Below are 14,354 nucleotides of genomic sequence, written 5' to 3'. Positions count from 1 at the left end.
TAATTAAACTTAAGTTTTTAAAATGAATATAATAGAATTAAAACCTGTAGGTAAAATTATTTTAAATGAAAATACTCCTGATAGAGATCCAAGATTTGAGCACTATTTAATTCCATATTACCAAAGGGGTTATAGATGGGGCGAAGAACACGTTTCTGCCTTGTTGGAAGACCTTCACAATTTTATGCTCACAGATGAGAAAAAGTATTGTCTGCAACCTATTGTAGTTGTACCTGCAATAGATGCTGATGGACTAAATACTTGGGAGGTAATTGATGGGCAACAACGGTTGATTACGATGCATATCATATTCAATTACCTTAATAGACCTAGATATTCTATATTATTCGAAAAAAGAGCTAAAAGCACTCAGTTTTTGGAAAATCTTTCTCCTGAAACCTTTAATGATGAAAGTCCAGATTTCCATTTTATGAGTCAGGCTTTTAATATTGTTAAAGATTGGTTTGATGAGAAAACAAAAAATGATGTAGGTTATATAGATGAATTCAATTCGACACTAACCAAGAAGGTTGAAATTATCTGGTATCAAATAGAAGAGTTAAAGGGATTAAAAGACCTTGATGAAATTGAAAGCCGAAAAATAGATATTTTCAATCGCTTAAATATTGGAAAAATACCCTTGACCGATGCAGAGCTAATTAGAGCATTATTGCTTTCAAAAATAAAACACGGATTAAGTGAACGTGAAGCTATTTTAAGGCAAGCGGAAATTTCAAATGAATGGCACCGTATAGAAATGGAACTTCGACAGGAAGAGTTTTGGTATTTTCTTAATAGCAAAGGCTTAGATGAAACTTCATCAACCATTGAATTTATTTTTAAACTGATTGCAGAGAACAACGATAAAAAATATTCAACCTATTTATGGTTTGAGAAGCAGGTGAAATCTGAAGACCCTGAAGTGGAGAAGGAAAATGCCTTAAAGTTATGGGCCCGTACTAAAGAATATTTTGGTAAACTGAAGTATTGGTATGAAAATGATTATTTATACCATCATTTAGGATTTATTCTTGCCATAGACGATAGTTCCATAAAATCGATCCGTAATATGATTGAAAATTCGAACTGTAATAAATCGAAATTTAAGGAATGGGCTCTTCAAGAGGTAAAAACGAAAGTTTCAGATGTTGATCTAATTGACATAAATTATAAAAACGATACCAAAGGATTAAAAAAAATATTTCTGTTACATAACATAGCCACCTCTGCTATTAACCAAAAAGCGCAGAAAAACAGATTTCCTTTTAATCTTTACAAAAAAATGGAGAAGGATGGAGGTTGGAGTATTGAACATATTCACGCTCAGCAATCTAAAGAGATGAAAGAACAAAACAGTATCAGAAAATGGTTAGAGGATACGTATGATGCAATTAAGGACATTAAACAAATAGATATGGAAGCTAGAGATCCTGTAGACGATTCAGCTTCAATTTCGATCAATGAAGATTATAAAGAGAGAATCTCTAATTTGCTAGGTCAAGAAAGAATTGTTGAGGAAGAGTTTAATCAATTAAAGAACGAATTAATTCAAACCTTCGATTCTGAATCAGTACATATATTAGATAATCTAGCACTTTTATCAAAAAAACAGAATTCTTCTCTAAATAATGCCATTTTCCCTGTTAAACGAAAGAAGATACTTCAGTTAGAGAAAGAAGGGATGTATATACCTATTACTACTAAAAATGTTTTTTTGAAATATTACACCTCCTCAGATTTACAGCCTTATTATTGGAGCAAGGTAGATAAAGAAAATTATTATAGAGATATAGAGGAAAAACTTGAACCATATTTAATCAAAGAGACCGTTGAAAATGAATAAAAAATATACTTTCTGGGAACTATGCAATGCTTATCATAAAATTGAAGTTCCTATCATTCAAAGGGATTATGCTCAGGGCCGGAGTACGCCTGAAGTTCAGCGACTAAGAGAAAAGTTTGTTGATGATTATTTGATTGCCTCAATTCTTAAAGATGATCCAATAGAGCTTGATTTTGTGTATGGTTCTATTTTACCTGAATTAAAAGGCGATGAAAAACAAAAAATATTTATTCCATTAGATGGTCAGCAAAGACTAACAACACTTTTTTTACTGCACTTTTTTATTGCTATAAAGGAAAATAGGCTCCATGAGATAAAAGATGTTCTTCAAAGATTTTCATATGAGACACGTCCCTCCGCTCATGATTTTTGCAAATTGCTTCTAGAAGTGGAATCCGTGGGAAAATTATCTAATATAAAATCGGAAATTGAAGATTCTGTCTGGTTCAATGAAGAATGGAAGAACGATCCAACCGTTTCAGGTATGTTGAATATGCTCAAAACCTTATCAAGTAATGAGAACTTGATTAATGCACCGGATGAATTACTTGATAAACTTATTGGGGATAAGAGCAATTTAGTAACCTTCTATTTTACAGATCTAGATGAATTTGGATTGACTGAGAATCTCTATATAAGAATGAATGCAAGAGGAAAGATGCTCACGGAATTCGAGAATTTTAAATCTGAATTTTCAAAGATAATTAGGTATAATCATTCATTACTAGAAAAGGTAAAGGACAAAATTGAATACGAATGGGTAGATAATCTTTGGGACTATAGGGATGAAGATTCTTATATAATTGATAGTCCATTTATGGAATACTTGAGATTTATAACTGAGATGCTTTATTTTAAGGATGCGGAGTTTAGAGCAAAATCTTACGAAAATGATTTCTTAGATTTTAGAGTCTTGAAAGAGGTTTACGCTAAGGAGGAAAACTTAAAATTTCTAATATTTTCATTTGATTTTATAAAGGATGTAAAAAATCACAATGAAATTATATTGTGGGATGGTGAAACCTTACATAGTATCTTAAAAGATATTTTATCAGGCAGGCGGGATATCAATCAATTGTATGTTTTCTTTTTAACACTTTTATATAGTTTTAAAGAAAAGCCTGAAGCGAACTTAAGTGATTTCATCAGAGTAATTAGAAATTTAATCGAAAATACTCTTGATAATTCTAGACGTGAATGGCCAAGATTAATATCTTCACTACAAAACCTTATTTCAAATGATAATGTTTATAAGGTGTTAAATGAATTAAAGGATGGTAATAAGTTAATTGGGTTAAATGTAGAACAGAGAAAAGAAGAAATATTTAAAGCCAAATTAATATTAGAGTTTAATCAATATAAAAAGTTAGTTGGTAAAATAGAAGATCATAAAAAATTCAAAGGGAATATTAGAAATATACTCTTAGCTCCATTCTCCAATTCGGCAAGCCAGTTTGAGGGAAAGGAACTTGAGTCTTTCAAATATGATATTCCAAATTTTGATTTACTAAAAGAAATATTTAGAGGCTATAGAGAAATTTCGAAGAGCGACTTCAATATTATTTGGGGTAATATGCTAATCACAGATCTATATACTAAAACTTATGAATCTCGTTTTGTTTTTTCGCACTCATATAGAAAGCATCCTGCGATACTAATTTTCGCTAAAAAGTTTGCTGAGTCTAAATTGGATTTAACCAATTATCTTCTAAAAATTCAAAAGGAGTATATTTTGAATCTAGAAAGCAAATATGAAGACTTTTCAGATATCAGGCTAGTGGAAGACCAACTCTATCTTTACTACATTATTACCGAAAGGATTTACAAATTGTCTTTTGAGCAATTTTTCAAAAATCATAACTTCAATTTTGGTTGGCTTGTAAAAGAAACAGGGTATAGATCTTTATTTTCAGAAGGGATAGAAGATTGTCAGTATTTCCCATCAAATAATCCCATTTTTCAGGTTTATAATCAACAATTTAGATACAATCTAGGGCTAAATAAAAATAACACACTGAATATTGAGATTGTTGGTGGAAATAAGAAAAGAAATCCTTTTGATTTAATAAAAGATTGGGCATCCCAAAATTAAGAGAAATATGACTAATGTAGGTAGTATAGAACGTATTACGCAAAATAGAATAGTAAAATTATTTCAGGAAGAATTAGACTATAGCTATTTAGGTAATTGGGAAGAACGTGAAGATAATAGCAATATAGAAGAAGCCTTGCTAACCGGTTGTTTACAGCGGAAAGGTTATAATTCGGCTCAAATTACCAAAGCTATTTACGAGCTAAAAACAACTGCGAACAATTTTAGTGATAGTCTATATACCACCAACAAGAACGTTTATGAATTATTGCGTTATGGTGCAGACATAAAAACAGAGGTTGGCAAAAATACCGAAAAAGTACATTTTATAGATTGGAAACATTGGGATCAAAATGATTTTGCCATTGCTGAAGAAGTCACCATAACAAACAGCAAAACCAAAAGGCCAGATATTGTTATTTATGTAAATGGGATAGCATTAGGCGTTTTAGAGTTAAAAAGGAGCACCATTCCAATAGGTGAAGCTACCAGACAAAGTAATGTTAACCAACAGGGTGGTTTTATTCAGAACTTCTTCGCTACGGTACAATATATCTTTTCGGCAAATGATACGGAGGGCTTGGCGTATGGAACCATAGGAACTCCACAAAAGTGGTATTTAAAATGGAAAGAAGATATACAAGATAACAGCAGATTACTTTCCGATAAATACATCTTAAAGATGTGCAGTAAGGATCGATTTTTAGAGATCATTTACAATTTCATAGTCTTTGATGGTGGTGTAAAAAAGTTGGCAAGAGTCCATCAATATTTTGGTGTTAAAGAAGCCCAAAAGCATATTAATAGATATGAAGGGGGTATTATTTGGCACACACAAGGAAGTGGTAAAAGTATTACTATGGTGTATTTAGCCAAATGGATTTTGGAGACAAACCCAAATTCCAGAGTGGTTATCCTAACTGATAGAGACGAGCTGGATAAGCAAATAGAAAGTGTATTTAAGGGTGCCAATGAAAAAATTTACCGTACAAAGAGTGGTAAAGATTTAATGCAAAAATTAAGCAGTCCTACTCCAAGATTGTTATGCTCTTTAGTTCATAAATTTGGAAAAAGAGATACAGATAATTTTAATCGATATATCAAAGAATTAGAAAGCCAGCCTTCGCAGACGGTAGGGGAGTTATTTGTATTTGTAGATGAGTGTCATCGTACCCAAAGTGGTCGATTACATCGCACTATGAAAGCCATATTGCCTAATGCGGTTTTTGTAGGTTTTACAGGGACTCCATTATTGAAAAAGGATAGACAAACAAGTTTAGAAGTATTTGGCAAGTACATACATACATATAAATTTAATGAAGGGGTAGAAGATGGTGTTATTCTAGATTTAGTATATGAAGCTCGAGATATAGACCAGCGGATTACCTCTCAGAAACGAATTGATGAATACTTTAATATTTCTACGAAAAACTTAAATGATTTCCAAAAATCGGAACTCAAAAAGAAATGGGGAACGATGCAAAAAGTGTTAAGCAGTCGCTCCAGAATGGAAAAAATAATTAGCGATATTATTTACGATTTCAAAAAAAGACCAAGACTCAATGATAATCGAGGTAATGCCATTTTAGTTGCCAGCTCTATATATGAGGCGTGTCGTTATTTTGATTTATTCAATAATACCAATTCAGAGCTTAAAGGCAAAGTAGGTTTGATTACTTCTTATAGTCCTCAAACAAGTGATATAACTACAGAAGATACTGGTGCAGGTACTGAGACCGAAAAACAGTTTATGTATAATTTGTATCAGGATACACTAGGCACAAAATCAACAGAGCAATACGAAGATTGGGCAAAGGCCAAATTTAAAGATGAGCCAGCCAATATGAAACTTCTTATTGTAGTTTCTAAACTGCTTACCGGTTTTGATGCTCCAAGTTGTACCTACTTGTATATTGATAAAAATATGCAAGACCATGGTTTGTTTCAGGCTATTTGTAGGGTTAATCGTTTAGATTCTGCCGATAAACAATTTGGATATATAGTAGATTATAAAGACTTGTTTAAAAATTTAGTTAATGATGATGGAACTGGGGCATTGCAAGTTTATACATCAGAATTAGATTATGATGAATTTGAAGCTAAAGACATTGAAGTTATGCTTCAGGACAGGTTAATAAAGGGAAAGGAACGTCTTGATACCGCTTTGGAAGAACTTCACATTTTATGTGAGGCTGTTTCTTTACCTAGAACTTCCTTAGAATATCAGCATTATTTTTGTGGCAATACAGAACTGGAAACAGAATTGAAAGCTACCGAGCCACAGAGAAATACGCTTTATAAGAAAACTGTTTCGCTAATTAGGGCTTATGCCAACTTGCAGGAAGACATGGAAGAGGCTGGTTATTCCATAAAGGAGCAAGAAAACATAGACAGGGAAGTAGATTTTTATATTAAATTAAGAGAAGAGATTAAACAAGCAAGTGGTGAAAAACTAGATGTCAAAGAGTTTGAGGCGGATATGCGTCATTTAATAGATACTTATATTCAGGCTGATGAACCCGAAACAATCTCCCCCTTTGCAGATATGTCCTTGTTAGATATTGTAGTAAAATCCGGAATGGCAGATGCTATAAATTCATTATCTGGAGGTATTAAATCTGATCGAGGTGCCATAGCAGAAACTATTGAAAATAATGTTCGGAAGAAAATTATCAAAGAACACTTAATTGACCCAGCATTTTTTGAGGAAATGTCCAAACTATTAGCTGAAATAATAAAAGAGCGCAAAGCGAATGCTATTAGTTATGAGGCATATTTAGATAAAATTGCCGAATTAGTCAAAAAAGTAACCGAAGGAAAAAGTGAAGAAACTCCGGAAGGTTTAATTACCGCAGCACAAAGAGCTCTATATAACAACTTGAATAGTAACGAAGACTTAGCCATGCAACTTGATCAATCCGTGAAAGAAGTAAAACGTGATGGTTGGCGGGGTAATCTAGCTAAAGAAAGAGAAGTTAAAGCTGAGATATATAAGCAGCTCTCCAAGTATGCTGTAGATACAGGTATAGACATAGCGAATGAACCACCACAACCATACGGAATTGAAAATAAGGTAGAAGTTATTTTTAACCTAATTAGAGAGCAAGAAGAGTACTAATGCAGCAAATACAGTTAGGAAATATAAATATTGAGGTGGAACACAAGGATATAAAAAATATTCATTTGAGTGTTTATCCGCCAAATGGTGTTGTTCGTATTTCAGCTCCCAATAGAGTGGATTTAGACAATATTCGTGTGTTTGCATTGAATAAGTTAAGTTGGATAAAAAAACAGCAAGAAACCTTTAAAAATCACGATAGAGAAACACCAAGAGATTACTTAACTAAAGAAAGTCACTATTTTTTAGGTAAACGGTATCTTTTAAAAGTAGTGGAGCATGATCAACCACCACATATTATTCTAAACCATAGTGAAATTGTATTATTTGTAAGACCAGGTACTACAACAGCAAAAAGAAAAGAAATTATTGATGAATGGTATCGTTCTGAATTGAAATCTATGCTCCCTAAACTAATAAGTAAATGGGAAAAAGTTATTGGTGTACAATCTAACGAATTTGGTATAAAGAAAATGAGAACCAAGTGGGGCACATGCAATACTGAAGCGAAAAGAATATGGCTTAATTTAGAATTGGCGAAAAAACCGGTAGAATGTATCGAATTTATAATAGTACATGAACTGGTTCACTTATTAGAAAGAAGTCACAATGATAAATTTGTAAGTTATATGAACGAATTTATGCCTAAGTGGAGAATGTATAGAGAAGAGTTAAATAGGATACCGTTTAGTCATATAGATTGGAAATATTAAATGGGCTTAGAAATAACTTTTCAACAAGGCGGAATGCTCGAAGACAATTCTAGATATTTACCTGTACTATAGATTACTAAACAATGCTGGAAAATATTTACACTTATAAAAATTATTAGACAACTTATAATATGGCAACATTTGAAATCAAAACTAAACATTCAATGAATGTACAAGGTGAATTTATAGACGGTGGACTTTCCGTTCAAATAAGTTCAATGTTTGCAAATCCCTTGGATGAAAAAGAAAAAGTTCACAATGCATTTATGAGAGTACATGGTCTGGATCTAAAAACTGAAGGATACTTAAATACAGGGTTTTTAGAGTTTAAAAAGGCCTAAACCATCTTCAAAACTTCTAAATAAAAAAAAGGGTCATATTTTTGAAAATATGACCCTTTTTTTTAGGAAAATTGATAGCGCAATTTACTACAGTGCATTAGAAGAATACTTTGTTTTATAATGCAATAAGTCTTCCTGCAACTCTTTCTTCAGTCTGTTAGAATCTTCTTCAGGGATAAGATTTTTAACACTATCAACAGCTCTCATCTTACCTTCAATTCTTGAGATTTCAGTAATAAACTCTAACTGGTCACTAACTGGAACTTCAATTTTATACTTTTTACAAATTACTTTGCTTACATATTTTTCTCCAGTAAGAATCTGATTGTAATTAATAATGCTACTAAGAGAACTTACTCTCTTTGTTTCAAAAACATAGGTGTTTTCTGTTGCTAGATCCTTTATATTATATCTAACCCCAAGATAATTGATCCTATATTCATTATAAAAATCTATAATTATGCCTTCAATAAATGAATTAATAGCTTTCTCAATTTCGCCACGATTTTCTATCTCCTCGTGGTTTGAGGAAGTTTCAGATGATTTTTTATATAGGAGATATCCAATGAATACAACGGCTACACCAATTCCTACTCCAATTCCTAATTCCTTTTCTATATACATTCCTGTAACGTTTTAAAATGAGACTTTACAAAATTTAATCTTTCCTGTGTTTCAACTATTCCTGATTGAAGGGTGACCTTTTCCTCCTCATAATTTTTACTACTTTCTAACAATGAGTTAGCATTGTTTTGGATCTTTTTCACCTCGGTATTGACATTATTATAAACCTCATTAATATTATTTTCAATTACATTACCAACATTTGCCAATACTTTCTTTATAATTTCATCTATATTACTTTCGAATACCTCTTTAATCTTTGCGAAAATTTGTGTTTTTACATCCCCTTTATTTATTCCCCAATTGGAGCCACAAACTTTTTTTAAATCCTCTACCGCTAATTGGTCAAAAGAAATGCTTTCTATAATGCCGTTGGGGTTTTCTACAAAACAAGAAAGAGAGTCATCATAAATTTTTACATTCTGAATAATTAATTGAAATTTATTCGAAAATGTTGCTAAAAGTTCATTAATTTCTTCCTTAATCGATAAATTATTTAATAATGAATTATGAATCTCATCACAGGCGTCTTCTAAATGTTGTTTCGTTAAATGTGTTGCTAGATTTCTCAAAGCTTTAATGGAATCGTCTGAAGCATCCTCTAGATTCTTTTCTAAATTTTTATATCCACGTTCTCTAAATTTCTTTAATTCTCTCTTAAGGTTGGATTTTAATCTGGCAACAAATTCGTCCTGAGTATTTCTTTTAAATTGTTTTTTAAAATTTTCTATGTTGTCAAGCGTCTTATCTAAGTAAGCTTTTTTTTGCTTAAGCTCATCATCAGACAATTCAAGATCATTTAATTTCTCTTTTTTTGTGTTAAGGTCAGATTGCAGCGATGTTTCATTAGTTTTGTAGATGTCAAATAAAAATGCAGTTGCTTTATCTATAATGGCTTTTCCTGTTTGAGTCATTAAATGACTTTTAAGACCATCTGTAAACTCTTCTATAAAGCCATTATTTTTAATGAAAGAAGGACTTACCTCTGTGATTCTTTCTAAATGAAATTCTTCGTCCTCATTAAGTTCTAAATTATTTTCTTGTTTATAATTTATTAATGCAGATAGTGTAGAAATAGGATAGACACTTTTATTTGAAGTAATAAATTTCCGTTTTTTAAGTTCTATATCTTCTTTTAAGGTTCTTTCTACAAAAGCTTTTGCACCCTCATAATCTTCACTAATATCAGCTTTTGTTAGTGCGAAAAGAATTTTGTCTGTTGGTACAGAACTGAGATGTTGATCTATAAATTCATAATCTGCTGTACTAAGTGCTTGCCCCGCATAGAACAAATAGATTACCGCACAAGACTTTTTTATCCAGTCTTCAGTTACTTTAGATCGAAGCTCATTTCTGTCATTGATACCTGGAGTATCTACAAAGACAACACCTCTAGCCAATTCGTTATTCACTTTAATATCTACCTGTTTAACGAAAGGAGTCTTGTGCCCACCTTTAGTAACGTAATCTTTAAGGTCATTTAGGGCTACACCAGATACTATCTTATTATCGGTATTGATGTAATTCTCCACTTGTAACCCTGCCAGAGCGGCATTATTCACATCTTGCTTTAAAAATTCATCATAATAGGTTTTTGCAACTCCTTCATCATCAATAATCTGCTGACTTTTTAAGAGTTCCCATTCCTTTTGGCTATAATATGTTACGGTAGCTTGGTTTTCTTCTCCATACCTTACTGTAGTTAATTTTGCAGTCCATGGAGTGTCATCTGCAGGTAGTACTTCCTTTTCGTTGAAAAGTAAATAATTTAGAAATGAAGATTTACCAGCATTTATTTGTCCGCAAACACTAATAGTAAATTCTTGGTTATTTAAATTATCCTGAACCTCTTTAATATTTTCTTTGGTAAAGGATTTTTCTCCGTGAGTTATGGGTACAAGGTTATTTGTCTCAAGATCTTGAAATGCATTTTTTAATTGCTTAACCTTGGCAGTATATTCTTTTAATATGTTTTTTTTCAACTTAATTTAATTTTAGCAGTAGTTTGTCGATCATATTTATAATTTCAGAGGTGCTGGACTTTAGGGATTTCGCAACATTAACTTTTGACTCTAACTTTGGTAAATAGTAAATTGTTTCAGCATGAATTAAATCATATATTAATAAATTGCTAATCGAATTTTCCAATAATTCATCTGGAACTACTAGATCTATATTGGTTTTATGAAATTCCAGAGCGTCTATGTAGGAGTCTATTTTTTTATCTGGTTCGAAATTTCTATGATAACCAGTAATCGCTTCCACACTACTTTTAGCTAAACCATTTACCAATGCCCTAATTAGATGATGCTCTTCTTCGCGAATTTCTTGAATTTTGGAGTACACGTTGAAAATAGAATTCTTTATTATTTTGTGATATATGTCAATACTTTCTTCTAAATATGAATGAAACTCTTCAGAAATAAATGTATACAAGGATTCTTTGAAATTTTCATCATTCAAATTTTTCATACGTATATGCACATCATCAGAAAATACTCCCGAGTCAACATATTTAACAAATAAGAAGCTTCCAAGCTCATCAAAGAAAGCAGTGTAAAAAACTTTAAAACTAGAATTTATCTTATTTACAAAATCATCCTTTAGATTTTCATATATGGAATCAGATTTCTCAATTAAATCATTATTTTTTTGAATTATTTTTTCATAATTTTTAATATCCTTTTTTAAAACATCTTTATAAATGAGTAATTCACTATTTATTAAATGTCTAAATCCATTGTATTGATTTACTAAGTTTTGATTTAGTAATAAATTAATGTCATTTCCTCTGACGCTATCCATTTTATCGATAAGCGTATCATAGTACTCGGTATAGTTTGTTTTTTTAATAGGAACCAAAACAAAAGGTTTTATTTTAGTATCGGTCTTAAAACTAATTTCTGAGCCAGATTTCTTGATTTCAAATTCCTCAAAATTATTTACTCCATTCTTAATTTCAGTATTGATATCCTCCAAAATTTCATTAAAGGAACTGAGGTTTATAAACTCATCTAATACCTTTTTTGATGAATAAAAGTATACATCATCCAGTAATTTTTCATTTAAAATTTCCGTCCTAATTTTATCTCGTACTCCAGGAGACTTAGTGTCAATTTTGTTTATTACCCCAATAACCTTCGTGTTGCTGAGTAAATCTTTAATTTTATCGTACTCCTTTTTATCGCCTACTTTATTAGCGTCGAAAATCCAAATAAGTAGATCTAGCGTTTTGATACAGTTTTTTGTTAGCTCATCATCTTCCTTTGAAGTAGAGGAAAATCCCGGAGTATCTGTTATTGTAAAACGAGATAGATTTTTAGAGGGATATTTAATGTTGTAACGCAATAAATTTTCTGTTTTGTTATTTCTATCTGTGCTTTTCTTTTTATATTCTGATAAGGAAATTTCATTATACGAAAGATAGGAGTCCTTATTTTTAGTGACTTCTAAAACTTCAAATTTGTCTCCATAGCTTAATTCTGTAATTTGAGATGTAGCGGGCTCTAATTTTACTCCTAAGATTTCTTCTCCTAATAAGCTATTTATCATAGATGATTTCCCTGTACTGAAGCCACCAACAAAACCTACTCTTAAAGGTTTGGAATGAGACTTTATAGTGTTTTGGTAATCCTCGATCTCATTTTTTATTTCCTGAAAGCCACCAATGTTTTTAAATATTTCTTCAGCTTTCTCATTATGTTCCTGTTCTTGAAAATGTTCAAGCATTTTTTTGAGAATCGCTTCAAAATCCTGAAAAATTATGTCATGTTTTGAATCCATTAGTTTGCTATTTTATATAGGGTTACCAAATCGTCAGAAATCTTATTTTTAGCTGTTTTTAATTGCTCAGACGAATTGGAAAGTTCTGCTTTAACTTCCTCAATAGCAGCCTCTTTAATTCTAATAGGATTATTTATTTCGGCATCAATCTTTTGAACAATAATTATATTAATTCCAGAGAAAATATCATTAATAATATTATTTGAATTTTCTTTTAACGCTTTATAAACGTTGCTTTTCTGTGTAGCTTCAGTTATTTTATTTTTAGCAAATTCTGTAACATTCAATTGGTCTAAAACAGTAAGGATTGTCGTAGCCACAGCTCTTTTCCTAGATACAGGATTACCATTGATCTGTTTTTCGGGTAACGTATTAATTGCTAATTCTTTGCTATCATTAATTAATCTAGAAACTTCTTCTTTTGTTTGATTATCTTCTATGTGTTTTTCCGCTAATTCTAATACTTTTCCTCCTGCTTGAACTACTATCGTTTCAGCAACATTTGCAATTAAACTAGTGCCTCCAGTGGATGCAGCAATTGCAGCTGCATTAATTAAACTAGGTAGTTTATTAGCTATTTGAAATGTCATACCTACTTTATTATTAATGCTATTTACTGTGGAATTGGCCAGCTTGTCAAGAATATAGGGAGGTAAATTATAATTTTCAACAGAATCTATGTGTCTTTGTAAGACAGTCGTTAATTCACTAGTATACTCTGCTGTAACTGGTTCTAAGCTATCGTTATTTAAACCATTTATAAAAGATGAAACATAATTCTTATTTAGAACTTCAGCTGCATTAATAGTCTTTTCTTTCAGCTCATCAAAATCTCTAAAAATCTTATCGCTTTCTTTTTTTAGCTCTTGTTTTTCTAATTTTAATTCTTCAATTTTTTTCAAAAAATCACTCTTATCCAATTTTAGATTTTTCTCTTTTTCCTGCAGGAAAAATTTTAGATCTTCTCTTTGTTTTTCAATAGCTTCTACATACCTCGCTTCAGCGATTATTTTATGCGTTTTTGGTATTTCAAACTTAATAACTTCTTCTATTTTACCAACGCCACTTTTTTCAAACAACTCTCTATCATTTGAAGTGTTTGCTTTTATAGCAACTTTAGAGGAAACAACAATTATATTAGCGTTAGAAATGAATTCTTCTAAGGATTGTTTAAACTCTGATACTAATTTCTCAATTTGACTAGGTGATTTGGTATCCTTAAAGTTTAACACAAAATGTAGTTTTTCCTTTACATTTTCTGGGCATCCTTCAATAAATGATTGTAAGCTCTTAGAAATGCTACCCATATTTATGTTCACTACCATAAATACCACATCCATGTAAGGTAGATAACCATAAGTTACCTTAGAGTGCATTTCGTTTATAGATGAAACTCCTGGAGTATCAATTAAAATAGTGTTGTCATCAAGTAAGTCGGAATCCTGAACTTCTATTTTCAGAATTCTATTATTTCCTTCTTTTTGAACCTCCTCAGCCAGTTCACTAACTTCAATATCTTTCTTAGTTATAGTGCCATTGACTGATTCTAATACGTAAAAGTGGTTTTTTTCACCTTTAGTAATTTCGGTAATAATAGCTGTTGTAGGCTTATCAAAACTTGGTAGAAACTGTTTTCTCAAAAGAGCATTAACTAACGTGGTTTTTCCTGAAGAAAATTCTCCTAAGAATGCTACAGATGTTTTGTATTCTTCTTTATTTAAATTCTTTAATTTCTCAGCAATAGATTTTGCGTTATTCGCTTCAGCGATAGATATCAATTGGTCTTTCATTTTTAATTTAGATTTTAGGTATGTACTGCTTATTGTTTGTAGATTATTTA

General features: G+C 31.2%; 9 protein-coding genes. 5 read left to right on the top strand and 4 right to left on the bottom strand.

Going from position 1 to position 14,354, the window contains the following annotated elements:
- The first annotated feature begins 22 nt into the window (after nt 1–22).
- The 5 genes from I130_RS03825 to I130_RS03805 all read left to right on the top strand — a co-directional run bounded on the left by I130_RS03825 (nt 23) and on the right by I130_RS03805 (nt 8,107).
- Complete coding sequence (locus I130_RS03825) at nt 23–1,843, top strand: DUF262 domain-containing protein (protein ID WP_034919689.1); 1,821 nt, start codon at nt 23–25, stop codon at nt 1,841–1,843.
- Nucleotides 1,836–3,935, top strand: coding sequence for a DUF262 domain-containing protein (locus tag I130_RS03820; protein ID WP_034919686.1), 2,100 nt, complete (start codon nt 1,836–1,838; stop codon nt 3,933–3,935). The genes I130_RS03825 and I130_RS03820 overlap by 8 nt, the downstream gene beginning before the upstream one ends.
- A 7-nt stretch (nt 3,936–3,942) precedes the next feature.
- On the top strand, nt 3,943–7,053 hold the full coding sequence (locus I130_RS03815) for a type I restriction endonuclease subunit R (RefSeq protein ID WP_034919684.1): 3,111 nt from the start codon (nt 3,943–3,945) through the stop codon (nt 7,051–7,053).
- Entirely contained in the window at nt 7,053–7,766 is a 714-nt protein-coding gene (locus I130_RS03810; protein WP_034919682.1) for a M48 family metallopeptidase, read from the top strand. The genes I130_RS03815 and I130_RS03810 overlap by 1 nt, the downstream gene beginning before the upstream one ends.
- 131 nt (nt 7,767–7,897) lie before the next feature.
- Nucleotides 7,898–8,107 (top strand): DUF6140 family protein, encoded by a 210-nt coding sequence (locus tag I130_RS03805; protein WP_034919681.1) that lies wholly within the window; start codon nt 7,898–7,900, stop codon nt 8,105–8,107.
- Between the two features lie 87 nt (nt 8,108–8,194).
- Here the strand turns inward: I130_RS03805 and I130_RS03800 are convergent, their stop codons facing one another.
- The 4 genes from I130_RS03800 to I130_RS03785 are packed head-to-tail and all read right to left on the bottom strand — an operon-like array spanning nt 8,195 to nt 14,304.
- Nucleotides 8,195–8,731 (bottom strand): hypothetical protein, encoded by a 537-nt coding sequence (locus I130_RS03800; RefSeq protein WP_034919679.1) that lies wholly within the window; start codon nt 8,729–8,731, stop codon nt 8,195–8,197.
- Complete coding sequence (locus tag I130_RS03795; protein WP_034919676.1) at nt 8,722–10,713, bottom strand: dynamin family protein; 1,992 nt, start codon at nt 10,711–10,713, stop codon at nt 8,722–8,724. Before I130_RS03795 ends, I130_RS03800 begins: the two co-directional genes overlap by 10 nt.
- 1 nt (nt 10,714) lies before the next feature.
- The gene (locus tag I130_RS03790; RefSeq protein ID WP_034919674.1) at nt 10,715–12,514 is read right to left on the bottom strand and encodes a dynamin family protein; all 1,800 of its coding nucleotides are present in this window, start codon (nt 12,512–12,514) and stop codon (nt 10,715–10,717) included.
- Nucleotides 12,514–14,304 (bottom strand): dynamin family protein, encoded by a 1,791-nt coding sequence (locus tag I130_RS03785; RefSeq protein ID WP_034919672.1) that lies wholly within the window; start codon nt 14,302–14,304, stop codon nt 12,514–12,516. Before I130_RS03785 ends, I130_RS03790 begins: the two co-directional genes overlap by 1 nt.
- Nucleotides 14,305–14,354: the final 50 nt, after the last annotated feature.

The organism is Gillisia sp. CAL575, assembly GCF_000403785.1.
GTDB lineage: Bacteria > Bacteroidota > Bacteroidia > Flavobacteriales > Flavobacteriaceae > Gillisia.
This window is presented reverse-complemented; position numbering and strand designations above follow the sequence as displayed.

Bases quoted from the DNA above. Each gene is read 5' to 3' on its own strand.
- I130_RS03785 (WP_034919672.1), bottom strand. From the start codon at position 14,304: ATGAAAGACCAATTGATATCTATCGCTGAAGCGAATAACGCAAAATCT.
- I130_RS03790 (WP_034919674.1), bottom strand. From the start codon at position 12,514: ATGGATTCAAAACATGACATAATTTTTCAGGATTTTGAAGCGATTCTC.
- I130_RS03810 (WP_034919682.1), top strand. From the start codon at position 7,053: ATGCAGCAAATACAGTTAGGAAATATAAATATTGAGGTGGAACACAAG.
- I130_RS03800 (WP_034919679.1), bottom strand. From the start codon at position 8,731: ATGTATATAGAAAAGGAATTAGGAATTGGAGTAGGAATTGGTGTAGCC.
- I130_RS03825 (WP_034919689.1), top strand. From the start codon at position 23: ATGAATATAATAGAATTAAAACCTGTAGGTAAAATTATTTTAAATGAA.
- I130_RS03820 (WP_034919686.1), top strand. From the start codon at position 1,836: ATGAATAAAAAATATACTTTCTGGGAACTATGCAATGCTTATCATAAA.
- I130_RS03815 (WP_034919684.1), top strand. From the start codon at position 3,943: ATGACTAATGTAGGTAGTATAGAACGTATTACGCAAAATAGAATAGTA.
- I130_RS03805 (WP_034919681.1), top strand. From the start codon at position 7,898: ATGGCAACATTTGAAATCAAAACTAAACATTCAATGAATGTACAAGGT.